This window comes from Amniculibacterium sp. G2-70 (assembly GCF_014353055.1).
Taxonomy (GTDB): domain Bacteria; phylum Bacteroidota; class Bacteroidia; order Flavobacteriales; family Weeksellaceae; genus Amniculibacterium; species Amniculibacterium aquaticum.
In genome coordinates this window covers 988,887-1,012,859 of record NZ_CP060698.1, presented here as the reverse complement: position 1 = coordinate 1,012,859, position 23,973 = coordinate 988,887, and the positions used below count along the sequence as shown (strand labels likewise).

16 protein-coding genes and 2 tRNA genes are annotated in these 23,973 nt (G+C 37.3%); 13 read left to right on the top strand and 5 right to left on the bottom strand.

Annotated features, from left to right (window positions below; all coding sequences use genetic code 11):
- Positions 1 to 291: 291 nt before the first annotated feature.
- From rimP to pckA, 13 genes are all read left to right on the top strand, one after another.
- A complete protein-coding gene (rimP, locus tag H9Q20_RS04610; protein WP_187478398.1) occupies positions 292 to 759 on the top strand; it encodes a ribosome assembly cofactor RimP in 468 nt (155 codons plus the stop codon).
- A 28-nt stretch (positions 760 to 787) separates the two neighbouring features.
- On the top strand, positions 788 to 2,023 hold the full coding sequence (nusA, locus tag H9Q20_RS04605) for a transcription termination factor NusA (protein WP_187478397.1): 1,236 nt from the start codon (positions 788 to 790) through the stop codon (positions 2,021 to 2,023).
- Positions 2,024 to 2,109: 86 nt separating this feature from the next.
- On the top strand, positions 2,110 to 5,016 hold the full coding sequence (gene infB, locus H9Q20_RS04600) for a translation initiation factor IF-2 (RefSeq protein ID WP_124639609.1): 2,907 nt from the start codon (positions 2,110 to 2,112) through the stop codon (positions 5,014 to 5,016).
- A gap of 321 nt (positions 5,017 to 5,337) precedes the next feature.
- Positions 5,338 to 7,248 (top strand): S8 family serine peptidase, encoded by a 1,911-nt coding sequence (locus tag H9Q20_RS04595; protein WP_187478396.1) that lies wholly within the window; start codon positions 5,338 to 5,340, stop codon positions 7,246 to 7,248.
- An 85-nt stretch (positions 7,249 to 7,333) separates the two neighbouring features.
- A complete protein-coding gene (locus H9Q20_RS04590) occupies positions 7,334 to 10,207 on the top strand; it encodes a SusC/RagA family TonB-linked outer membrane protein (protein WP_187478395.1) in 2,874 nt (957 codons plus the stop codon).
- 27 nt (positions 10,208 to 10,234) lie between these two features.
- A complete protein-coding gene (locus H9Q20_RS04585; protein ID WP_187478394.1) occupies positions 10,235 to 11,767 on the top strand; it encodes a RagB/SusD family nutrient uptake outer membrane protein in 1,533 nt (510 codons plus the stop codon).
- Positions 11,768 to 11,785: 18 nt separating this feature from the next.
- Positions 11,786 to 12,592, top strand: coding sequence for a hypothetical protein (locus H9Q20_RS04580; RefSeq protein WP_187478393.1), 807 nt, complete (start codon positions 11,786 to 11,788; stop codon positions 12,590 to 12,592).
- Positions 12,593 to 12,679: 87 nt separating this feature from the next.
- Positions 12,680 to 14,608: a putative porin gene (locus H9Q20_RS04575; RefSeq protein ID WP_124639617.1), complete on the top strand. Its 1,929-nt coding sequence runs from the start codon at positions 12,680 to 12,682 to the stop codon at positions 14,606 to 14,608.
- A 9-nt stretch (positions 14,609 to 14,617) separates the two neighbouring features.
- Positions 14,618 to 16,210 carry a bacillithiol biosynthesis cysteine-adding enzyme BshC gene (gene bshC, locus H9Q20_RS04570; RefSeq protein WP_187478392.1) on the top strand — a complete coding sequence of 531 codons (1,593 nt, stop codon included), beginning with the start codon at positions 14,618 to 14,620 and terminating at the stop codon, positions 16,208 to 16,210.
- A 28-nt stretch (positions 16,211 to 16,238) separates the two neighbouring features.
- Positions 16,239 to 17,885, top strand: a complete 1,647-nt coding sequence (locus H9Q20_RS04565; RefSeq protein ID WP_124639621.1) for a LysM peptidoglycan-binding domain-containing protein — start codon at positions 16,239 to 16,241, stop codon at positions 17,883 to 17,885.
- Between the two features lie 49 nt (positions 17,886 to 17,934).
- Positions 17,935 to 18,810, top strand: coding sequence for an ACP S-malonyltransferase (gene fabD, locus H9Q20_RS04560; protein ID WP_124639623.1), 876 nt, complete (start codon positions 17,935 to 17,937; stop codon positions 18,808 to 18,810).
- A 51-nt stretch (positions 18,811 to 18,861) separates the two neighbouring features.
- On the top strand, positions 18,862 to 19,770 hold the full coding sequence (locus tag H9Q20_RS04555) for a GYDIA family GHMP kinase (RefSeq protein WP_124639625.1): 909 nt from the start codon (positions 18,862 to 18,864) through the stop codon (positions 19,768 to 19,770).
- A 121-nt stretch (positions 19,771 to 19,891) separates the two neighbouring features.
- Positions 19,892 to 21,493 carry a phosphoenolpyruvate carboxykinase (ATP) gene (gene pckA / locus H9Q20_RS04550; protein ID WP_124639627.1) on the top strand — a complete coding sequence of 534 codons (1,602 nt, stop codon included), beginning with the start codon at positions 19,892 to 19,894 and terminating at the stop codon, positions 21,491 to 21,493.
- A 93-nt stretch (positions 21,494 to 21,586) separates the two neighbouring features.
- Here pckA and aroQ read toward each other — a convergent pair whose 3' ends face one another.
- The 5 genes from aroQ to H9Q20_RS04525 form a co-directional block, all read right to left on the bottom strand.
- Positions 21,587 to 22,000 (bottom strand): type II 3-dehydroquinate dehydratase, encoded by a 414-nt coding sequence (aroQ, locus tag H9Q20_RS04545; protein ID WP_124639629.1) that lies wholly within the window; start codon positions 21,998 to 22,000, stop codon positions 21,587 to 21,589.
- A 58-nt stretch (positions 22,001 to 22,058) separates the two neighbouring features.
- Positions 22,059 to 22,130, bottom strand: a tRNA-Glu gene (locus H9Q20_RS04540).
- A 13-nt stretch (positions 22,131 to 22,143) separates the two neighbouring features.
- Positions 22,144 to 22,398 carry a 30S ribosomal protein S20 gene (gene rpsT / locus H9Q20_RS04535; protein ID WP_124639631.1) on the bottom strand — a complete coding sequence of 85 codons (255 nt, stop codon included), beginning with the start codon at positions 22,396 to 22,398 and terminating at the stop codon, positions 22,144 to 22,146.
- A 107-nt stretch (positions 22,399 to 22,505) separates the two neighbouring features.
- Positions 22,506 to 22,577: transfer RNA gene (locus H9Q20_RS04530), tRNA-Glu, on the bottom strand.
- A gap of 56 nt (positions 22,578 to 22,633) precedes the next feature.
- A complete protein-coding gene (locus H9Q20_RS04525; RefSeq protein WP_124639633.1) occupies positions 22,634 to 23,932 on the bottom strand; it encodes an N-acetylmuramoyl-L-alanine amidase in 1,299 nt (432 codons plus the stop codon).
- Positions 23,933 to 23,973: the final 41 nt, after the last annotated feature.

The window sequence follows — 23,973 nt, the reverse complement described above, 5'->3', positions numbered from 1 at the left end:
TGATTTATCTTCTTTTTCTTGTGAAAAGCGAGTTTTTTTTTGAAGACCTTGTAGAAGTTTGTTTTTTTTGGTCAATTTTAAGTCTTAAAATCTGAATTTTATTTCAAATTGGAACTTGAATATTTTTTAGAAATTCGGTGTTTTTTAAATAATTACAAATTGTACTGTAGGATTTTGTATAATTTTTCATATCTTTGCAAAAGATTTACGGAAAAAATGGAAAGGCCTTCGAAAGAAAGCCTTTTTTCGTAGGCATAAAAAAAGCCTATCCCGTTTAGTTTTTTTAGAATTATGGAATTTAAAAATAAAATAGAAGAATTGCTAAATCAATTTCTTGAAGAAAGAAAGGATTTGTTTTTACTCGATTTGAAAATATCAGCAGGAGATGACATTACCGTGATTTTGGACGGCGATCAAGGGGTGACCTTACAGGATTGTTTGGATGCCAGTCGTGCGATAGAATTTAATATGGACAGAGAAGAGCATGATTTTTCACTTCAAGTAATGTCTGGTGGCTTGAGTGAGCCGTTGACCATGCCAAGACAATTTCAGAAAAACATGGGCAGAGATTTGGACATCATCCTAAGCGATGAGTCTAAAATTTCTGGTGAATTGGTAAAAGTAGATGATCAACAGATTTCTTTGTTGCTCAGATACCGAAAACCAAAAGAAGTAGGCAAAGGAAAAGTAGATGTGGAAGAAGAAAAGGTAATTCCTTATGCCGAAATAAAAAAAGCACTGGTTGCAATAAAATTTTAATAATACCTTAAACTTAATATATAAAAGGATGAACAGTTTAGCGTTGATAGAAGCCTTTGGCGATTTTAAAGACGAAAAAAGCATTAACAAACACGAGTTGATGGCCATAATCGAAGATTCTCTAAAAACTTTGTTGAGAAAAAGATTCGATTCTGACGATCATTTTGATGTGATCGTTAACCCGGACAAAGGAGATTTTCAAATTTTCCTTAACAAAACCATCGTAGAAGACGAAATGTCCGAAGATGATGATTTGGAAATCGAAATCTCTGAAGCGAAGAAAATTGACCCTACTTTTGAAGTGGGCGAAGAATATACCGTGGAGATACCTATTGCCCAATTGGGAAGAAGAAGTATCCTTACTCTGAAACAAATTCTAGCAACCAAATTACAAGAAAGAAACAACTCTAAATTGTACGATAAATTCCGAGACAGAATCGGAGAAATCGTGGTTGGAGAGGTGCACCATGTTCGATTCAAGCATGTAATTTTGGTAGATGATGAAGACAATGAATTCATCTTGTTGAAAGAAAATCAAATCCCGTCCGATTTCTTTAAAAAAGGAGATAGCGTAAGAGCAATTGTAGAATCCGTAGATTTTAAAGGCTCTAAACCGCAAATTTTTGTTTCCAGAACAGCTCCTAAATTCTTGGAGAAATTATTAGAATTAGAAATCCCAGAAATCCAAGACGGTACCATCATGCTGAAAAAAGTGGTGCGTATCCCAGGAGAAAAAGCAAAAATCGCTGTAGATGCTTACGACGATAGAATTGATCCTGTTGGAGCTTGCGTTGGTGTAAAAGGTTCTAGGATCCACGGTGTGGTAAGAGAACTTCGCAATGAAAATATCGATGTGATCCAATGGTCCAAAAACCCGGAAATCTTAGTGAAAAGAGCTTTGGGGAATGTGATCATCAATAAAATCGACATCAATACCGAAGAAAATTACGCATTGGTACATACGCCGGTAGAAGAAATTTCTAAAGTCATCGGTAAGCAAGGACAAAATATTCGTTTGGCATCTTGGTTAACAGGCTACGAGATAGATGTGTACAGAGAAACTGCCGAAGACGATGATGTGGATTTGAACGAGTTCAACGATGAAATTGAAGGATGGATTATTGAAGAGTTCAAAAAAGTAGGATTGACTACCGCTAAAAGTGTCTTGGACAAAGAAACCGAATCTTTGCTTAACATGACCGATCTGGAAGAAGAAACCATTGAGGAAGTGAAGCAAATATTAAAAGCAGAATTTGAAGATTAATTTTTGGTTAAACTTCAAATTCATACCCCATAAAGTTGTTAGAAACTTTTATTTACATAATTTTATAAAAATAATTCAATTAATACATGCCAAAAGTTAGATTAAACAAAGCGCTTAAGGAATTTAATATTTCGATGAACCGATTGGTTGAGTTTCTTCAGTCGAAAGGATTCGAAGTAGAAGCCAATCCTAATACGCAATTGGAAGAATCGGCATATTCTGCATTGGAAGCGGAGTTCGCTAAGGACGGTGAACAGAGAAAAGCTTCTCATGAGGTTGTAATTGCTAAAGTCCCAGAAGAAAAACTGGAACTTGAAGTGAAAAAAGAACCTGAGGTGATAAGAGCCAAAGCATCTGTGAAAACAGAAACCAAAATTTTAGGCAAAATAGATTTGGAAGCAAACAAACCTGTTGTGGAAAGCCCTAAAGTTGAAGTACAAGAAACAAAAGTTGAAGAACCTGCGAAAATAGAACCTGAAAAAGTGGTTGCTCCAGTTTCCGAAAAACAAGAATTTAAAGTTTTGGACAAGATTGATCTGTCCCAAATCGATAGCTCATCGAAACCTAAATCCAGTAAAAAAGCTCCTGCAAAAGCAGAAAGTCCAAAAGAGCAAAAGCCTAAAACAGCTGCTCCAAAAACGGAAGCTAAAGAAACGGTGAAGCCTGTCGAAAAAACAGCTCCAAAGCAAGAAGTACAGGCTGAGAAAAAAGCCGAAAAACCTGCGGAAATCAAAGAGGTTTCTTTTGAAGAACCTCAAAAGATAGAAACGGTTTATCAGAAATTGGAAGGTCCTAAAATTTTAAAACAAACCGTGGATCTTTCTCAATTTGCAGACAAATCCAAAGGTGCTTCTGCAAAAAAGAAAAGAAAAAGAATAGACAAAAAAGATGCTCCTAATCAGGGTACAGCTAACAATACCAATACTCAAGGTGGCGGCAATAGACCTCCACATCAGGGTGGTGGCAATAGACCTCCGCACCAAGGCGGGCCAAATCGTCCAGGACAGCAAGGTGGACAAAACCGCCCAGGACAACAAGGAGGTGCAAACAATAAAAGAGGTAAAAGACCAGAAAGGGTTATGCCTGTGGAATTGACCGATGAACAGGTGAAAAACCAAATCAAGGAAACTCTTGAAAAGCTAACCAACAGAGGTAAGTCTAAAGCGTCTAAGCACAGAAAAGAAAAAAGATCTTTCAGAAGAGAGCAGGACGAAATGCAACAAGAATTGGATGCGCAAGACAGAACTTTGAAAGTGACCGAATTCATTACCGTAGGCGAATTGGCCAGCTTGATGAATGTAAGTCCTACAGAAGTTATCTCTGCTTGTTTCTCCCTAGGTGTCATGGTAACGATGAACCAAAGATTGGAAGCCGATACCCTAACTTTAGTAACCGATGAGTTTGGATATAAAGTAGAATTCCAAGATGCAGACCTTGAGGAAGCCATTGAAGAAATTGAAGATACCGAAGAAGAATTGGTTGCTAGAGCACCCATTGTAACCGTAATGGGACATGTGGACCACGGTAAAACTTCATTACTCGATTATGTTCGTAAAACCAATGTTATCGCTGGAGAATCCGGAGGTATCACGCAGCACATCGGTGCTTACAATGTTAAATTGGAAAACGGACAAAAAATAACTTTCCTAGATACACCCGGTCACGAAGCCTTTACCGCGATGAGAGCGAGAGGAGCACAAGTTACCGACATCGCAATTATCGTAATTGCTGCGGACGACGATGTAATGCCTCAGACCAAAGAAGCCATCTCCCACGCACAAGCAGCTGGTGTACCAATGATTATTGCCATCAATAAAGTGGATAAGCCAACAGCGAATCCGGACAATATTCGTCAACAACTTTCCGGACTCAATGTCTTGGTTGAAGAATGGGGTGGTAATGTACAGTGTCAAGAAATTTCAGCAAAATTCGGTAACAATGTCGATTTGTTGTTGGAAAAAGTTTTGATCCAAGCAGAAATGCTAGAGCTGAAAGCCAATCCGGATAGAGTAGCACAAGGCGTTGTGATTGAAGCCTCTTTGGATAAAGGTAGAGGATATGTAGCAACCGTTTTGGTACAAACCGGTACTCTGAAAATTGGTGATTATCTCTTAGCCGGTAAAAACCACGGTAAGGTAAAAGCCATGTTGGACGAAAGAGGTAGAAATATGAAGACGGCCGGTCCGTCCATGCCGGCAACCATTTTGGGTCTGGACGGTGCACCAACAGCCGGGGATAAAATTCGTGTATTCGAAGATGAGTCTGAAGCTAAATCCATTGCCAACAAGAGAGGTCAGTTGCAAAGAGAACTTTCCATTCGTACCAAGAAACATACAACTTTGGAAGAGTTGGGAAGAAGAATTGCTCTTGGAGATTTCAAAGAACTGAACATCATCTTGAAAGGGGATGTAGACGGTTCCGTAGAAGCTCTTTCCGATCAGTTACAAAGACTCTCAACAGAGGAGATTTCAGTAAACATCTTGCACTCCGGGGTGGGACAAATTACAGAATCGGATGTTAACTTGGCCAATGCATCGGATGCGATCATCATCGGGTTCAATGTAAGAGCTGGAGCGTCTGCAAAAGAATTGGCGGACAGAGAAGAAATCGAAATCAGAACTTATTCCATCATCTACAAAGCCATCGATGAGGTGAAAGAAGCGATGGAAGGTATGCTTTCTCCAGAAATTAAAGAACAGGTAATCGGAAATGTAGAAATCCGTCAGGTGTTCAAAATTTCTAAAGTGGGAAGTATCGCAGGGTGTATGGTACTTACTGGTAAGGTAACCAGAAACTCCAAGATTCGTTTGCTTCGTGATGGAATTGTGAAGTTTGATGGCGAACTGGAAAGTTTGAAACGATTCAAAGACGATGTGAAAGAAGTAAGCAAAGGATACGACTGTGGTCTGAACCTGAAAGGGTACAACGACATCGAAGAAGGTGATATCCTAGAAGTTTACGAGGAAGTCGAAGTGAAGAAAAAATTGAAATAAGATTTCGTTTTTTTTTCTCATAGAATATTCAGAGCCGGAATTGCAACTTGCAGTTCCGGTTTTGTTTTAGAGTCTATGGAAATTCCAAAGAAAATCCATTATAACCATCGTTTTAGTACCACAGTTTTCAGATGAAATTGTTTAGTTGTAAGAATAAGTTATGAAAATGAATTAAAAAATTCGCTATTAAACAGCTGTTTATGTGTGATTTATTCTCTTTGTTAGTGGTATGAATGCTTCATTTATTTAAATAAAAATGGATTGGTAAAAAATATGTATATTTACCAACTTTAATTTATTAACAATCAAGTAATAGTAATAATGAAAAAACTTTTAGTTATCGTTGCGATTTTGCCTATTTTCCTAAATGCGCAAACCGCAGAAGAGAAAAGAAAAATAGCTTCTTTTTCCAACCAAGAAGCTAATGCTGTACTTATGCAGCAATTAAAAGTTGAAGAGCAACAAAGATTAGCAAGATTAGAGCAATACTTACAAGCGCACCCAGAGGTTGAAAAATATCAAGTGTCTAAAGATGGACAGATTACTGAATTGATGGATGTCCTGCCAAATGGTGAAAAGATTATTGCAAAAACGGACAATGCCGGTGCAGCCATAACAGCAAGAGCCAATAAATTGTACAACGGTGGATCTTTAGGGATTAACATCCAAGGTCAAGGGATGACACCTGCAGTTTGGGACGGAGGTACAGCTTTGGACAGTCATCAGGAATTTATGGTGAGTGGTGTATCTAAAGTGGAATTGATGAATTTGGCAAATCCACAAGAGCATCCAACGCATGTTGTGGGGACTGTTGTTGCACAAGGGATTGATACTGGTGCAAGAGGATTGGCTTTTAATGCATCTGTAAAATCCTATGACTGGACCAGTGATATCAGCGAAATGACTGCAGAAGCAAGTACAGGTCTGTTAATGTCCAACCACTCTTACGGGATGGGACAGTTGGGATCCCTTTGGTTCTATGGTGCTTACGATTCTAGAGCAAGACAAATCGATGAATTGTGTTATAACAATCCGTACTATCTGCCAGTTGTAGCGGCAGGAAATGATAGGAATGATTATTCTGAACCCCCTAAAAGCACCCAGAATACGAATAAATCTGGATACGATTTGATTCAAGGGCATGCCAATGCCAAGAATGTCTTGACCGTTGCAGCTGTTAAGCAAGTGTCCAGCTATACCGGTCCTATAAGTGTTAAGATGTCCGATTTTAGTAGCTGGGGACCGTCAGATGATGGAAGGATTAAACCTGAAATTTCTATGAAAGGTGTAAATGTTTGGTCAACTCTTAATACTGCCAATAATGCCTACGGTTATATGTCTGGGACCTCGATGGCTTCTCCAGGTGTTACAGGGGTGGTTACTTTATTGCAGCAATATCACAATTCTTTGTACTCCAATTTCATGAGAGCAGCAACGGTGAAAGGTTTAATTTTGCATACTGCAGATGAAGCAGGAGATTTCGATGGTCCGGATTATGCATTCGGTTGGGGATTGATCAATGCAGAAGCTGCGGCTAAAGTAATCAGAGATAAAAATTTAGAGGCAAACAGAAGTATAATAGAAGAGAAAAACATTCTTAATACCGGAACTTATACCAAAACCATTACGGCAAGCGGAACTCAACCGTTGAGAGTGTCCATTTCTTGGACAGATCCTCGATACGCTACCAGCAATTCAGGGACTGTAGATCCAACGACGAAGTATTTGGTAAATGATTTGGATTTAAAAGTTGTGGGCTCTAACGGGGTTACTTACTATCCTTGGAAATTGCAAGGGATGTCTGCACCTGCAGATCCTGCAACAAAAACTTCGACCAATGATGTGGATAACTTCGAAAGAGTAGATATCCCTAACCCGTCCGGGACTTATACCATTATTGTTACCCATAAAGGATCTTTGTCAGGAGGAAATCAGAATTTCTCACTTATTGCATCGTCTCAAAACATGACCGCTTTAGGAGTGAAAGATGAAGTGAAGACGGGAGATCTTATCTCTGTATATCCAAATCCAGCAAAAGATTATATTTATTTTAAGAATAATAACCTGGTAGAAGCGCAGGTTTCTGTAGTGGACATGACCGGTAGAATTGTGAAAAAAGAAACCATAAAAGACGGAAGACTGAATGTACAATCTCTTACCGCTGGAGACTACATGGTGGTGTATAAAGATAAAAAAGGAAAGGAAATCTCTTTGAAATTTATTAAAAAATAAGCTCTTTAAAGAAAAAGAAAAAAAAATTGTGTATGTTAAAATTAATTAACATATTTGTACGATAAAAATATTAAAATTTGTTAATATGAATGTAAAATTTAAAATCCTTACTACTGGAGTGCTTTTCTTTATTGGTGCACAGGCTATTAATGCCCAGGCAACTAAGAAGAAAGACACGGTAGTGAAAGAGAAAAGAATTGAAGATGTAGTTATTTTGGGGTATAGCAAGACTGCTACCAAGCCAAAAGATGTGTCTGCAACGACTACAATTAGTGCTGCTAAATTAGAAAATAGACCAAACAGTTCTGTTTTGAGTTCCCTACAAGGTGAAGCTCCTGGTCTAACCGTAAGTACCAACTCCGGTTCTCCAGGTTCATCAAAAATCGATATGATCATCCGTGGGGTGGGGTCTATGACGGCTTCTGCAGATCCATTGTATGTTATCGACGGTATGATGTCCAGCTCAACCGAATTCCGTAACTTAAATCCTGCAGATATCGAGTCCATTTCTGTATTGAAAGATGCAGCAGGTACTTCCATTTATGGTAACCGTGGTGCTAACGGGGTTATCGTTATCAATACCAAAAAAGGTTCTTTCAATCAAAAATTCACGGTTTCTTATAACGGTTCTTTTGGTGTAAGTACACTTCCAGAAGTGGATTATAACATGGCGAACTCTCATCAAGTTTTGAGAATCCAAAGAGCAGCTGGCCAAGGTATGGGTGTTGGGATGTCCGATGCTCAAATCGATGCATACGGGATTAATACCGATTGGAGAAAAATCCTTTTCAAACAAGGGACTACCCAATCTCACGATGTATCCATGGTATTTGGAGCTAAAAATGTAAATAACTATACTTCATTTGGTTATTTCAACCAAGAAGGTACGGTACCTACTACAGATTTCCAAAGATTTACTTTTAGAAATAACTTAAACGGTAAATCGTTGAACGATAGATTTACCTATACAGCTAATGTTGCTTTAGCGTTCTCTAAAAGACATCAGTTGGATCAAGAAGGAAACTCTGGAGTGAACAATAACTCAATTCAAAACCCATTGTTGGCGGTGCTAACGGGTCTTCCGACTATAGATCCTAACAAATACCAAAACGGTCAGCAAATGGTGGACGGTTTTGGTGCCAACTTTAACGATGGACAAGGGATCTATTCATTGTTGGATATCTTAAGAGGTAATGTTCCGAACGAATTAACGGCAACTACCATCAATACCAACTTCTCTGCTTCTTATAAAATCACCGATGATTTGACTTTTACAAACAAATCCAACATCGATTATAAGAACAACGAAAGAATCTTCGCAAGAGCTCCATGGTCTTATTTAGGATTGATCGTTGCTAAGAATGAAAATACAGAGTTTGGAGGTATGGAAGACTTCTCTAAAACGAGAGAATTTAACTTCCAAAACATTTCCAGCTTAAACTACCACAAAGTACTGAACGATGTTCATACTTTTGATGTAGGTTTGTATATGGATTATTTAAAAGTTCATTACAATTCAACAGCTCAAAGACAAAATGGTCTTAACCCTCTTAACTGGGTATTTGGTGCGGGTACAGGATATATTCCGTTTTCACCAGCAGATCCAAATAAATATAAACCTTCTGTGTCTGCCGGTAAAATTACTGCAGGATCTTTAGCGTATTTCCTAACTTTGGATTATGATTACGATGGAAAATACGGTCTAAGTGGTTTGATCAGAAGAGACGGTTCTTATCGTTTTACAGGTGATAATAAGTGGGCTACTTTCTGGATGGCTTCCGGTAGATGGAACATCGATAGAGAAGACTTTATGAAAGGGTCTATTTTTGATATGTTGAAATTAAGAGCTTCTTACGGTATCCAAGGTAACCAGAATGTTGTAGCCGGAAATCCAGGAACCAATCCATTGCTTACAGGTGTTAACTTGGTTAGAGACCTATATGCACCGGGTATGGGATACAGCAACATCAACGGATCTTACTATAACGGTACTTTGATGAATCCTAATGTTCAATGGGAAGAAATTAAACAAGCTAACATTGGTTTAGATTTTAGCGTGTTTAATAAGAGATTAACCGGTCAGATCGATGTGTACAACAAAGAAACCGATAAATTATACAATGATATCAATATTTCTTGGATTACAGGTGCGGGTTCCATCAAAGGTAATAACGGTAGCCTACAAAACAGAGGGGTTGAAGCGTTGTTGAGATACAGCATCATCAACAATCAAGATGTTAAATTATCCGTATTCGCAAACGGTGCTTACAACAAAACGAAAATCCTTGAAGTTTTGAAAGACGACACTACTGGTACTATTAGAAATGTTGCAGGTGAAATGTTATCTGAATGGTATGTTATTCCTTATGTTGGAGTTAACCAATCCAACGGTAACTTGTTGTTCTTAGACATCAACGGTAATGTAACTGAAACTCCAAACAACATTACTGACGCTAGAAAGACAGGTAAAAACTATTTGCCTAAATATACAGGAGGTTTCGGATTCAATGCAGAATACAAAGGATTCTTCTTGGATACCAACTTCTCTTTCCAACAAGGTGCTTGGAGATGGGATAATCAAATGGCTTGGGCAAATGATCCTACAACCGTAAAGAGTGCCAATGTTTCTGCAGACTTGTTGAACGCTTGGACTCCTACCAATGTAGTAACCAATATACCATCTCTTACTGCAAGCAATGTAGATTATGCTGATGACTCAGACAGATTCTTAACAGATGCGTCTTTCCTTCGTCTTAAAAACATTAGCTTAGGATATAGCGTGCCAAAAAGAACTCTAGAAGGTACTTCTATCAAAGGACTTAAGATTTATGCTCAAGCTGAAAATCTTTACACTTGGACCAAGTGGAAAGGATACGATCCAGAACCAATTTTTGCAACTTCTGTTTCCGTTTATCCAAACACAAGAACCATCACTCTTGGTGTTAATGTAGATTTTTAGTAAATTATTAATAGTAAATAATATACAATGAAAAAAGTAAAAACTTTCTTATTTATAGCACTTGCATCAATGTCTGCTTTATCATGTAACGATGCCCTAGATATTGTACAAGCAGGTGAGTTGACAGAAGAAACGATGTTCAAATCGACTTCTGACCTAGAAAAGTATCTAAACGGTGCTATTTATGCAAGTTTAGATATTACAAGCCAAATTAAATTCGCTTCTGTATTTACAGATGAATTGAGTACTGCACCTACCAATACAGGTTGGGATTATGCACTACACAGATATATTGTGAATTCTGATGACGCTTACGCTGCAGGTATTTGGACAACTTCTTATTCTACCATTAACAAGGTGAATAGATTGTTGAAAATCGCTGATAAAATCACTCCAGCTAATGCAACTGAACAAGCGGCTTATAACAATACATTGGCTGAAGCTAGAGTATTGAGAGCATTCTCTTACCTGAACCTTCAATCTCACTTCACTACCAATATGAAGGATGATAATGCTTTAGGTGTTATTTTGTCAACAAATGTTCCTGATATAAATGAACAATTACCAAGAGTAAAAAATGCCGATATTTGGGCTCAAATAGAAGCGGATTTTGCTTATGCTGATGCAAATTTAAATCCTACTGCAACTATAGTTGCGGTACATGCTGCTCCATTTTTCGTAAGCAAGGCTTTCGTAAGTGCTTTAAGAGCAAGAATGTATCTGTACAGAGGAAACATCGCTTTAGCAAAGCAATATGCACAAGATGCAATTACAACTTCTGGAGTTAACCTTACCCTTGCAACTCCAATTCCAGCAGGTACGCCAGGTGTTGGATCATGGAACAATTCATTCTACAGTGAGGCAACAGGAAATCCGTACAGACAAATATGGAACGATAAATCTAACGGTGAAAACATCTTCACGCTTAACCGTCCACTCGGTGGTGTAGGAGGTAATATTGCTTCTTTGTACACGACAAACTCTACGGACATCGACGGATCAGTTCTTTGGACAGTAGGTATTAATTTGTATGATGCAATAACTTCTAACTTAGCTGATATCAGAACTTACGCATTCATGGATCCTTCGAAATGGGCGGCTCCAAACGATATCTACAGAGTTATTGACAAATACCCTGGTAAAGGGAATCAACCATTGAAAAACAATGTTAAAGTGGTTAGATTGTCCGAAATGTATTTAATCTTAGCAGAATGTGCTGTTAAAGAAAACGATCTTCCAACTGCTGCGAATTATATTAAGCAAATCCGTCAAGTAAGAAAATATGCCGGTACTGCTGCAACTCCTGTGTATGCAAATGCTACAGAGGCTCTTCAAGATATCTTGAAAGAAAGAAGAGTTGAATTGGCATTCGAAGGTCACCGTTATATTGATTTGAGAAGATTGGGTGCTGAGGCTAATGTATCTATCGATAGAAGTACTTTGGACGACATCGTTGCTACGCCAACTACATTGTCTATTACCGATCATAGATTCACCATGCCGATCCCAACTACGGAGATCCAAGGTAACCCAACCATACAACAGAACCCTGGTTATTAATTTTAAAATTTATTAACAATGAAAAAGTTTTTTAAAACAATACTTCCATTCACATTAATGGCTTTTGCCTTAATAGGATGTAAAAAAGAAGACTTACCTGTTTATGACGGTGATTCTTTACTACACTTTAACAAAGCTGATCAATCGGCTTTTGTAAAGTTGACTGATGCTGGTGCAAACTACAATGTAACTTTCGGAACAACTAAAGTTGTAGAAGGCGATCATGCTGTAGAATTGGTTTTCGAACCTTCTAAATCTACTGCGGTTTTAGGAACAGATTTCACAATCGTTCAAGGGACTAGTCAGATTGTTTCTGGTCAATCTTTGGGTAATTTTGTTATCAATGTTACCAACGCTGGAGCAACCGCAGGAAAGAAAGCGGTATTTACTCTTAAATCTTCTACACTTTCTAATGCAATCTTCAATAAAGAAGTTACTGTAACTTTCAAATTGAATTGCCCAATTGATAGCACTACATTCCCATTGACTTACAATGTAGATGTATATGCTTTCAACGAAGATGCTCCTAGCCATATTCAAACTTTCGTACCGGTTGCCGGAACGGATAACAAGTTCAAAGTAGCTTCTGCTTGGGGACCAAACTTTGTAGCTTGGGCTACAGGTAATAACAGTTATGCAGGTCAGTATCTATACAAAGGTACTCTAACCATTAACTGTACCGAAGTTACTTATGTAGGTGATGATGCTTGGGCTCCTGGTGGAGAAGGTACTTATAACCCAATCACTGGAGTAATCTATCTTGAGTTAGATCAAGCTTTATTCTCTGATGTATTTATTACTGAATGTACTTTTACACCTTTGTAATTGATTACTTTATAAATACCAACCCCGCTTCTAAAGCGGGGTTTTTTATTGCTATATTTTCGTATTTTTGCAAGATATCTTTAATCTATGCGAAGTTTATTTTTAATATTCTTATTGGTTTCCAATCTTATTTTTTCACAAATCGTAAAGCCTAATAATAAAGTTACAGAAGTAGATCAAGATACTTTGGTTGTTAATTCAGGTAAAAACGATTCTCTCAAAATTTTTAATCCGACCATTTCGGATTACCGTTTTCAGACTCAGTTTTCAGAAAAAAAAGTTTTTGATACTTTGCTGACTCATGACAAGTCGTACTCCTTTTCACAATACACCAATCACGATAATTTTGGTGCAATACAATATGCCAACATCGGTTCTGGATACAATTCTTTAACCTACAATTGGAATGGGCAGTACGACCTTTCTCTTATGCCAACCAATAAATCGTACGGAATTGTAGCGGCGGATCAAGTAAAATATTACGATGTGAAAACACCAACTACGGCTTTTGTATTCCATAACGGTATTAGCAACGGTGCTTCTTTGTATTCTACTTATACCCAAAATATAGGTAAACGATTCAATTTTGCAATTGATTATTTTGGACTACGATCACAAGGGGCTTATCAAAAATCTTTGGCCGTAAATAACAATACAACAATTTCCACCCATTATATTTCCAAAAATAACCGTTACGAATTGTTTGGACATTTCATTCATCAAAACATAACCAATCAAGAAAACGGAGGGATAACTAACGAATATGATTTGCTCTACCAAGCGGGAAATTCTGAGATCAGCAACAGACAGACCATACCGGTTAATTTTTCGGACTCGTATTCCCGATTTGCGTACAGAAGATATTATCTCAGTCATCAATTGGCATTGTTTGATATTGCACGATTTCCTTTCAAGATCAACCATACTTTTTCCAATCAAAGCAACAAGTATTACTACGAAATGTCATCGGCCGATTTAAGTCTTTTTTCTGATGCCATAGACCATAAAAACAATTCGTCCAAGAAGTTTTCTGATAATTTAAGCAACAGCATTTCTTTGTTGTACGATGCCGAAAAGTTTAAATTGGATGCGGGGATACGACATCAGCTCATTCGTTTAGGAACCAATAACGAAGCTTTGTTGGGAAATCCCATGTTGCCGGAATATCGCGAGAACCGCTTGGGGCTTGTCGGAAATTTAAAGTATAAATTTTCTGATGTATTTTCTCTTGCTTCAAAATTAGAATTGTCCAAAGGATCTGTTTTTGGAAATTATATTTTATCGCAAAACTCTTTGTTTATTCAACCCATCAAAGACTATACACTTCATGCTTTTGCCAATTTCAAATCCTCGGCTCCGGGCTTTAATTATTTAGTAAATTCATCTCCCGTATTGTCGTACAATTTCCAAATGCCCTTTTTTCAGAATGAAAATGCACTGTCTTTTGGTGGTGAATTGGGTATGAAATTCTGGCAAACAAAGTTTTTTGCTAAATACCACAGAATAGAAAATTATACTTATCTAAACCGTTTTTATCAACCCGAACAAAGTTCAGAAGCCGTAGGCATTGCCCAACTCGGAGGTGAGACTACCATGAACTACGGTCGCTTTTTCCTGAATACCCGTTTGCAATTTCAACAAAACAGCTCTGGAAAAGACATGCTGCCACTTCCTAATTTTTTAGGAAGAGCCAATTTTTTCTATCAATCCAGAGCATTCAAGGATAAAGCTGAAATACAAACAGGAATAAAAGTGTACTATTTCAGTAAATTCAATTCCAGAGAATTTTCGCCCATTTTAAATGAATATGCTTTGCCGGGACTTACTTCTTTTGCAATTGGAGGACAACCCATTGTCGATGCATATTTTAATTTTAAAGTAAAAAAAATGTTCTTCTTTATCGAAGGTCAGCATCTTACCACCTTGATCAGTCCTAACAAAGTTTATGCAGCGCCACATTATCCGTTTTACGATTTTCGTTTGAATTTAGGTATTGTGTGGTATTTATTTTCCTAATTTAGTCTCGTGAAAGCCTTAGCCCAAATACCATTTCAGAATTTAGAAAGCATCCCAACTCTTGTGAAAGATTTTCTAAACGCAAAGATTGAAGGAACTCAATCTTTGGTGTGGAATCATGAAAATATTAAGAATAAAATAGAATCTAAAACTTTAGGTTTTTCACCTTATAATAGAGAAATTCTTTCTGAAGTTTTGTGCGATCAGCATCAAGATTTATCGTTGAGTGCTTTGCAAAAAGAAAATCTAGATAGGTTATCCAACAAAAATACACTTACCATAACGACGGGGCATCAGCTTAATTTATTCTCGGGGCCTGTATTTTTTATTTATAAAATTGCGCAGGTTATCAAAAGCACTAACGAGTTGAACAAAATCCATCCCAATCATCATTTTGTTCCACTATTTTGGATGGCGACCGAGGATCATGATTTTGAAGAAATCAATCATTTTAAAGCCGAAGGAGAAGTGTTTTCGATTCGAGAAGAATCGGGTGGAGCAGTGGGACGAATTCAAGTTTCAGACTTAGATTTTATCCAAAATTTTGAAAATTCTTTTAAAGATAGAAAGTTTGGTGGCGATTTGATAGACCTCATGAAGAGTTCCTACAAAGAAGGGGAAACTCTGACCCAAGCAACTCGAAAGTTGGTGCATCAACTTTTTTCCGAATACGGCTTGTTGATGATCGATGGCGATGACAAACGATTGAAAGCTCTTATGAAAGAAACTTTTCAAAAGGAGCTAACGGAAAATTTGTTGTATAAAAGTACTCAGAAGACCATCCTTGATTTGAAGCAGCACTATGGAAAAGTTCAGGTAAATCCTCGAGAAATCAATTTGTTTTATCTTGAGAAAACCAGAAACCGTATTGAATTTGATGGCGAAAAATTTGTGGTGGTAGATACTTCATTACAATTTTCAAAAGAAGAAATTCTTAATGAGCTTAAAAATAATCCTGAAAAATTCAGCCCCAATGCGGTTTTGAGACCTGTATTTCAGGAAATAATATTACCCAATTTAGCCTACATTGGCGGGAATGCGGAAATTGCCTATTGGTTGGAACTGATCGAATGTTTTAAGTCAATAAATTTGGATTTTCCCATTCTGGTCCCTAGAAATTCACTTCTGTTTTTGTCTGAAAAAACTTTAGGGAAAATGCAAAAATTAGGATTAAGTATTGAAGAGGTTTTGGGAAATAAACAGACGGCAATCAAAACGAAATTATTGTCCAATCATCCGTTGGAATCCTTAATTTCTGAAAAGGAAAATGAACTGAAAACCATTTTTCAGGAACTTAAATTCCAATCCATTCATACCGATTTTAGCTTTGGACAATTGATTAATGCTGAGGAAATGCGACAAATGAAGTCGTACGATCGTATGAAAAAAAGACTTTTGAAAGCGGAGAAAATTAAACAACAAGAAAAGGTATCTCGAATAGAAAATGTATTTTCAGAAGTCCATCCTGCCGGTATTTGGCAAGAAAGAGTTTGGAATTTTTCTGAATTTTATGCCGATTATGGCTCAGAATGGCTTCAGGATTGCTATAACAATATTTCAATTGAAAAATCCGAACTCAATGTTGTTGTCTATTCATTTTGAAAGCCTTAATTTTGTGCTTTATAAAAACATGAGAAAAAAAATATTCACCGTAGCATTATCAACCCTATTTGTTGGACTTTTTGCCCAACAGACACATGCGGTATCCCAAGGGGATACGGCATACAGTATTGCAAAAAAATACGGAATTACGCTGGACGACCTTTTAAAACTGAACCCTTCTATAAAAGATGGAAAAGTGAATTTGGGCGATGTTCTTACGGTGAATTCTAAATCAAAACCTTCGGGGAATATAAAATCCGATTCGGATTTGGGAATCATCATCATTCAGCCCAAACAAACGCTATACGGAATTTCAAAGAAATTTAAAGTTTCTGAAAGCGATATTAAAAAATACAATCCACAACTAGAAACAGAAGGTTTAAAAATAGGAGCTCAATTGAAGCTTCCTATGAACAAAATCAAAAAATACGGCGATCCGCAAGAAGTATTTGTTCCTGTTGCAGCAACACCGGTTTCTGTAAACACTTCAGTTTCACCAAAAGATGAGTTTGCGACTTATACCGTAGAATCTGGTGATACCATTTTTTCTTTGGTAAATAAATTCGGTTCCAGCATCGATGAACTTTTAGCATGGAATCCATCGTTGTCTCAAGGCTTAAAAGCTGGGATGAATCTGAAAGTTAGAAAACTGGATGTGGCGTATAAAAAGAAAAGTGGTGATGCACTTGGTGTAGTTTTGATGTTGCCGTTTGGATACAACTCCAACGACTCTAAATACAGAGCGATGTCTCTAGAGTTTTTAAAAGGGGCAAAATTAGCAATAGAAAGAAATGCAAAATCCGGTCAAAAATTAGATGTTATAGTGGTTGATGCCGGAAATGAACAGAGTTTTAAAAATTCACTTTCTCAGATCAATGTCAACAACACCGATTTGATGATCGGTCCTTTTTTCAAGTCCAGTATTTTAGAAGCTTTGGAATTTGTAGGGGATAAAAAAATTCCGATCGTGTCTCCATTTGCCAACTCAGAAGATTTATACGATTATAACAATCTGATTATTGTTGAAACCAACGATAAAGTCTATGCCGACAAGATCAACGAAGAGGTGGAAAAAGTATATTCCAACCAAAAAATTTATATTTTAGCAGGTAACGATCCCGGAAACGCACAGTACATTCGTGCTCAGTTGGAGAAAAAATTAAAAAATGCGGTCGTAAGTATTGTTAAATCAGCGGACGACATCAAGATCGATAAGAATATGATGACCGGACAACCGGCTCCCATCATTGCTATTTTATCAGATCCTCAACAAATTTCTGGCGAAGCCTTTACCAATCGCATGATACAGTTGTCCAAAGAATCTACGGGGAATAAAGCATTCAGCATGTATTATTCTTCTAGTTTTGAGAAGAAAATTGACGATTTGTCTCAGGTGAATCTCGTGTATCTTATTGATAGAAAAATTAATACGGATGGGACTTTTGAAAAAGAAATCCTAGCCGATTACAAAGCTAAATACTGTACAACACCATCCAAATACGCCATCATAGGTTTTGATGTGGTGAACGATATGTTAAGCCGTGAGAACAAATCCGGTGAACTATTTAAGCAAATAACGAAGGTACAAACTCAATTGGCAACCAAGTTTGAATTTGTAAAAGCTAAAAACAATGGCGCTTTTATCAATACGGGGTTCAGAGTGGTAAGGTATTGATACCTTTAAAATAAACAACTAAAAACCTATAAAACATTCAATTATATTTATGAAAGCACTAATATTTCCTGGTCAAGGTTCTCAGTTCGTAGGAATGGGAAAGGAATTGTACGATTCCAGAAAAGATGTAAAGGATTTGATGCAAGCAGCAAATGAGATCTTAGGCTTCGATATACTTTCCATCATGTTCTCCGGATCAGACGAAGATCTTAAAAGAACCGAGGTAACGCAACCGGCTATATTTTTACACTCTGTAGCTGCTCTAAAAGCAGTGAATGGACTGGGTGCCGAAATGGTTGCAGGGCATTCTTTGGGAGAGTTTTCTGCTTTGGTTGCAAACGGAGTTCTTTCTTACGAAGACGGATTGAAGCTGGTGGCAGCAAGAGCTAAAGCCATGCAGGAAGCTTGCGATGCCAATCCGAGTTCTATGGCTGCAATCCTAGGATTGGCCGATGAAAAAGTGGAAGAAATTTGTGCTTCTGTTGATGGTATTGTGGTTCCGGCAAATTACAACTGCCCAGGTCAGTTGGTAATTTCAGGTGAAACAAAAGCTGTGGAATTGGCTTGTGAAAAAATGAAAGAAGCCGGTGCAAAAAGAGCTTTGTTGCTTCCTGTGAATGGGGCTTTTCATTCTCCTTTGATGATGCCCGCACAAGAAAAATTGGCCATTGCCATAGAAAATACAAAGTTTAGAAATGCAACCATCCCGGTGTATCAAAACATAACTACAACAGCCGTTTCTGATCCTGAACAGATAAAACAAAACCTGATTAAACAATTGACAGGGCCTGTGAAATGGACTCAAACTGTTCAAAATATGATTGCCGATGGTGCAATTAATTTTGTAGAAGTAGGACCTGGAAAAACACTGCAAGGTCTTGTGAAAAAGATCAACTCAGAAGCAGTATTGTCTTCAGCAATTTAAAATAAGAACAGAAAACCACAGGAAAATTGTGGTTTTTCTCTTTATATACTCATGATTCAGTCTCCTATTTTTTCTCCCGGCAAACTTTTATTAACATCAGAGTACTTCGTTTTGGATGGAGCACTTGCTTTGGCTGTTCCTACAAAAGCCGGACAGGAAATGGTGGTTCGAGTTATGGAAGACCAAGCTTCTTTTATTTTTTGGGAAGCCCATCATCAAAATAGACCATGGCTAAAAGCCGTTATTGACTTCACGACTTGGGAAATAATTGAAACGAACGATGTGGTTTCGGCTGAATTTGTGAAAAAAACCTTGCAAAATGTTGAATTTTTGAGAGGAGGTATTTTCGAAAAAGGTAATTCGTACCACTTTAAAACCAACCTTCAGTTTCCATCCAATTATGGTTTGGGTAGTAGTTCGACTTTGATGACCAATTTGGCAAGTTGGGCCGGAGTTTGTCCTTTTAAACTCAACGAAATATCACTTGGTGGTAGCGGTTATGATATCGCTGTTGCCGAAAGAAAAACAGCAATTTTATATTCGTGTACACCCAAAAGAGAAATAAAATCTATGGTTTATAAACCGGATTTTTATTCTGAACTTATTTTTATTCATCTCAATCAAAAAAAAGACTCTCGTGAGGGCATACGATTGTATCGATCAAAAGAGAAAAGCACCTCTATGATTGACGAAATGTCTTCTTTAACCAATGAAATTTTGAATGCTAAAAACATGAGTGCATTTTCAAATTTAATGGACATTCATGAAGGGAAAGTCTCTGAGTTTTTAGGACTAGAAACGGTGAAAAGCAGTCGCTTTTCCGACTGTCCTGTTTTTGTGAAAAGTCTTGGGGCTTGGGGTGGAGATTTTGTCCTTACCCAAAAATTTGAAGGATACCGGGCATACTTTTCGGACAAAGGATTTGCCGATATCTGGGATTGGGAACAACTAATTTTGTGATTGATAATGTTTTATATCAGTTACAATTATTTGCCAATTTAGTGCTTTATTAATATCTTTAGAACCTTATTTTTTTAACTATAAATTAATCTAATAATCTGTAAAATACAGAGAAGTAATTATGAAAAACGACAAAATTATTGATCAGTTGCATCAAATGGGAATTAAAGGATTCCAAGAAGTAGTTTATAATCCTTCATACGAAGAACTTTATCAAGACGAAATCTCAACAGAAAACCAAGGATACGAAGTAGGTGAATTGACTGAATCTGGAGCGATTTCTGTAAAAACAGGTGTGTTCACAGGGCGTTCTCCTAAAGATAGATTTATCGTTAAAGATGATGTATCCAAAGATAACATCAATTGGGACGGTAAAGTGAATTTGCCAACTACTCCAGAAGTTTTTGCAGCTTGTAAATCTTTGGTTATCGACCAATTGTCAAGTTCAAAAAAATTATATGTTGTAGATACCTATTGCGGTACCAACCCGGATACCCGTCTGAAAGTGAGATTCATTATGGAGGTAGCTTGGCAAGCACATTTTGTAACCAATATGTTCATTCGTCCTTCCAATTATGAGTTGGAAAACTTTGGAGAACCGGATTTCATCGTTATGAACGGCTCTAAAACAACGAACCCGAACTGGAAAGAACAAGGATTAAACTCTGAAAATTTCGTAATGTTTAACCTTACCGAAAAAATGCAAATCATCGGCGGTACTTGGTACGGTGGTGAAATGAAAAAAGGGATGTTTGCCATGATGAACTATTATCTACCTTTAAAAGGAATGGCTTCTATGCATTGTTCTGCGAATGTAGGTGAAGACGGCGATGTTGCCCTTTTCTTCGGTCTATCCGGAACAGGTAAGACTACTTTGTCTGCAGATCCTAAAAGATATTTGATCGGTGATGACGAACACGGTTGGGATAACAATGGAGTTTTCAACTATGAAGGTGGTTGTTATGCAAAAGTGATCGATCTTTCTGAAGAAAAAGAACCGGATATTTTCCGTGCGATTAAGAGAGATGCTTTGCTGGAAAATGTAGTTGTTAATAACGGTGTTGCCGATTACAAAGACGGCTCAATTACAGAAAATACCAGAGTTTCTTACCCAATCTATCACATCAACAAGATTGTATTGCCATCCAAAGCGGGACATGCAAAAAAAGTAGTTTACTTATCTGCAGATGCTTTTGGAGTATTGCCTCCGGTTTCTATTTTAAATGACGATCAAGCTCAATATCACTTCCTTTGTGGATATACTTCAAAATTAGCGGGTACTGAAAGAGGAATTACAGAACCTCAACCTTCTTTCTCTCCAGCGTTTGGTGAGGCTTTCTTAACCCTTCACCCAACCATGTACTCTAAAACTTTAATCGGTAAAATGAAAGAGCACGGTGCTAAAGCTTATTTGGTAAACACTGGTTGGAACGGTACTGGTAAAAGAATTTCTCTAAAAGACACCAGAGCGATTATTGATGCAATCATCGACGGTTCTATCGAGAAAGCAGAAAAAACCATCGTGCCAATTATGAATTTAGAAATTCCTACAGCGTTGCCAAATGTTTCTGAAGGTATTTTGGATCCAAGAGCAACCTATGCCGATGCTTCTGAGTGGGAAGTGAAAGCTAAGGATCTTGCAGGAAGATACATTAAAAACTTCGAGCAATATTGCGATAACGAAGAAGGTAAAAGATTGGTTGCAGCAGGTCCTCAACTATAAAATTATCTTATCAATTATAATAAAACCGTTCTCAAAAGAGAGCGGTTTTTTATTTTGTGGGACAATTTGAGTTGGCATTCTGATTTTCCTTTGTTACGAGTGTACTAAATTTAAAACAGCCAATCGGTAGCCGTTAAGACCAAAACCGGTAATTACACCGTCCGATTGTGCAGCAGTAACCGATTTTTGCCTGAATTCTTCCCTTTTGTAGATGTTAGAAATGTGGACTTCAATTTTAGGTTTTTTAATGTTTTTAAGGCCATCTGCTATGGCGTAGGAATAATGTGAATAAGCACCAGGATTGATGATTAAGGCGTCGTAATCATCAACATGCAAACGGTTGATAATTTCCCCTTCTATATTTGATTGGAAATAATGAATATTCAAGCTACTAAATTCCTTTTTTAAAGTTTCTAAAAAACTTTCCATACTTGTGGAGCCGTAGATTTCAGGCTCGCGACTACCTAAGAGATTAAGATTGGGACCGTTGACAATGAGAATATTCATTTTATTTTTTTTTTATTCAAATATAATAAAAAAACCTTCAGATTGCTCTGAAGGTTTGTAGCCCGTAGGGGAATCGAACCCCTCTTACCAGAATGAAAATCTGAGGTCCTAACCGATAGACGAACGGGCCGTAGATTTTATAATTACGCTAATTTGTTAACGTGCTTAGTCAATTTACTTTTTAAGTTAGCAGCCTTATTCTTGTGAATAATGTTTTTCTTAGCCAACTTATCCAACAAAGAAATTACTTTAGGCAATTGCTCAGTAGCAACTTTTTTGTCCTCTTCATTTCTTAATACTTTCATAGCTGTTCTAGCAGTCTTATGATAATATCTGTTACGCAATCTTTTTACTGCGTTTTGTCTGATTCTCTTTAATGCTGATTTATGATTTGCCATAATTACTTACTGTCTCAATTGTGGTTGCAAAGATATAACTTATTTTTTATTCTGCAAATATTTTTTCAATTTTTTTTTCGATTGAGAAAATATTTGAAAAAACTTAGTAGCCTATAGGGGAATCGAACCCCTGTTGCAAGAATGAAAATCTTGAGTCCTAACCACTAGACGAATAGGCCGTTTTTCCGGTTGCAAAAGTAGGAATATTTTTTATATCTGCAAGTGTATTTTTAATTTATTTTATTTTTTTTTCGATTACTGAGTTTTTTATCCCTTTGGCCTCTATTTCTTTTTGCAGTTTTATAGCGTCTTCCAGGTTGTTTACCTTACCGTAAGTATAATAGAATATACCGTCCTTCTTGTTTCTTTCCAATGGACTAAGCGTTTGTTGTACATACGATTTCGAGTTTAACTTCTCTTTACTTACAGCAACTTCTAAGGTGTAATATCCAAAATTGATGCTTTGGTTAGGGACGAAGCCAACGGAATAAGAATTTCTAAATCCTGCATCTCTTGCAGTCTTTTGGTTGTTGTCTCTTATAGAAGCCATATTGGTAGCACCATAATAATATTTGTACATGTCGTTTTCCTTTAAGATCAAAATGTTGTTGAGACCTTTTAGTTCGGGGTCGTTTTCATTGTATTTGTTGGCGCTGCTGAATAAAAAGATTCTGAAATCATTTTTCAAAGGAATTTCAGCGGGTTTGTCTTCTTTTTTAGGTCCGGATTTTATTCCACTTTTTTGATCAATGGTTTTCTTGTATTTGATGATTGCATCAAAGATGCTGGCTGCAACTTCGTCTTGGCCGTTGTCGGAAGCCAGATATCGAGCATCTTCCGGATTGTTGATGAAGCCGGTTTCTATCAAAACAGAAGGCATGGCATTCATCCTAAGGACATGGAGATCCTTTTGCATTACTCCTCTGGAGTATCTTTTGTCTTTGTTTACAAAATTTTCTTCCACCAATGCTCCAAAGGTAAGACTGGCCATAAGGTATTTGCTTTGGTTAACCTTTAATGCAATTAGGGATTCCGGAGAACTGGGATCGTAAGACGCGAATCGTTCTCTATCCTTGTCGTCTAAAAAGACCACATCGTTCTCTCTTTTAGCAACTTCTAAGTTGGTTTTGTTTTGGTTAGGACCTTGTACAAAAGTCTCTGTACCTGTAGCAGTCGCTATTTTGCTGGCGGTAGAATTTACATGTACGGATATAAATAAGTCGGCTTTGCTGTTGTTGGCCAAGTCGGTTCTATCTCCTAAGGACGGGTAGAAATCTTCCTTTCTGGTGTAGATCACTTTGTATTCTTTGTTTTTTTCCAACATCCTACCCAGTTTTAGTACGATTGCCAAGGTGATGTCTTTTTCACGAACGGTACCCAAATCGTCGTATTTTCTAGTTGCACCCGGATCTTTTTCGCCACCGTGACCTGCATCTAGGACGATGGTGAATTTTTTTTGAGCCATCGTTAATCCAAATAAAAAAACGAAAATGAATGTGAAATATCTTTTAAAATAAAATCTTATTAGGTTCATCTCTAAATTTTAAAAATTATATTTAATTTTGAAGCCGAATT

Excerpts from the sequence above, each read along its gene's own strand:
- rimP (WP_187478398.1), top strand. The coding sequence starts at position 292 with ATGGAATTTAAAAATAAAATAGAAGAATTGCTAAATCAATTTCTTGAA.
- nusA (WP_187478397.1), top strand. The coding sequence starts at position 788 with ATGAACAGTTTAGCGTTGATAGAAGCCTTTGGCGATTTTAAAGACGAA.
- infB (WP_124639609.1), top strand. The coding sequence starts at position 2,110 with ATGCCAAAAGTTAGATTAAACAAAGCGCTTAAGGAATTTAATATTTCG.
- H9Q20_RS04595 (WP_187478396.1), top strand. The coding sequence starts at position 5,338 with ATGAAAAAACTTTTAGTTATCGTTGCGATTTTGCCTATTTTCCTAAAT.
- H9Q20_RS04590 (WP_187478395.1), top strand. The coding sequence starts at position 7,334 with ATGAATGTAAAATTTAAAATCCTTACTACTGGAGTGCTTTTCTTTATT.
- H9Q20_RS04585 (WP_187478394.1), top strand. The coding sequence starts at position 10,235 with ATGAAAAAAGTAAAAACTTTCTTATTTATAGCACTTGCATCAATGTCT.
- H9Q20_RS04580 (WP_187478393.1), top strand. The coding sequence starts at position 11,786 with ATGAAAAAGTTTTTTAAAACAATACTTCCATTCACATTAATGGCTTTT.
- H9Q20_RS04575 (WP_124639617.1), top strand. The coding sequence starts at position 12,680 with ATGCGAAGTTTATTTTTAATATTCTTATTGGTTTCCAATCTTATTTTT.
- H9Q20_RS04565 (WP_124639621.1), top strand. The coding sequence starts at position 16,239 with ATGAGAAAAAAAATATTCACCGTAGCATTATCAACCCTATTTGTTGGA.
- fabD (WP_124639623.1), top strand. The coding sequence starts at position 17,935 with ATGAAAGCACTAATATTTCCTGGTCAAGGTTCTCAGTTCGTAGGAATG.
- H9Q20_RS04555 (WP_124639625.1), top strand. The coding sequence starts at position 18,862 with ATGATTCAGTCTCCTATTTTTTCTCCCGGCAAACTTTTATTAACATCA.
- pckA (WP_124639627.1), top strand. The coding sequence starts at position 19,892 with ATGAAAAACGACAAAATTATTGATCAGTTGCATCAAATGGGAATTAAA.
- aroQ (WP_124639629.1), bottom strand. The coding sequence starts at position 22,000 with ATGAATATTCTCATTGTCAACGGTCCCAATCTTAATCTCTTAGGTAGT.
- rpsT (WP_124639631.1), bottom strand. The coding sequence starts at position 22,398 with ATGGCAAATCATAAATCAGCATTAAAGAGAATCAGACAAAACGCAGTA.
- H9Q20_RS04525 (WP_124639633.1), bottom strand. The coding sequence starts at position 23,932 with ATGAACCTAATAAGATTTTATTTTAAAAGATATTTCACATTCATTTTC.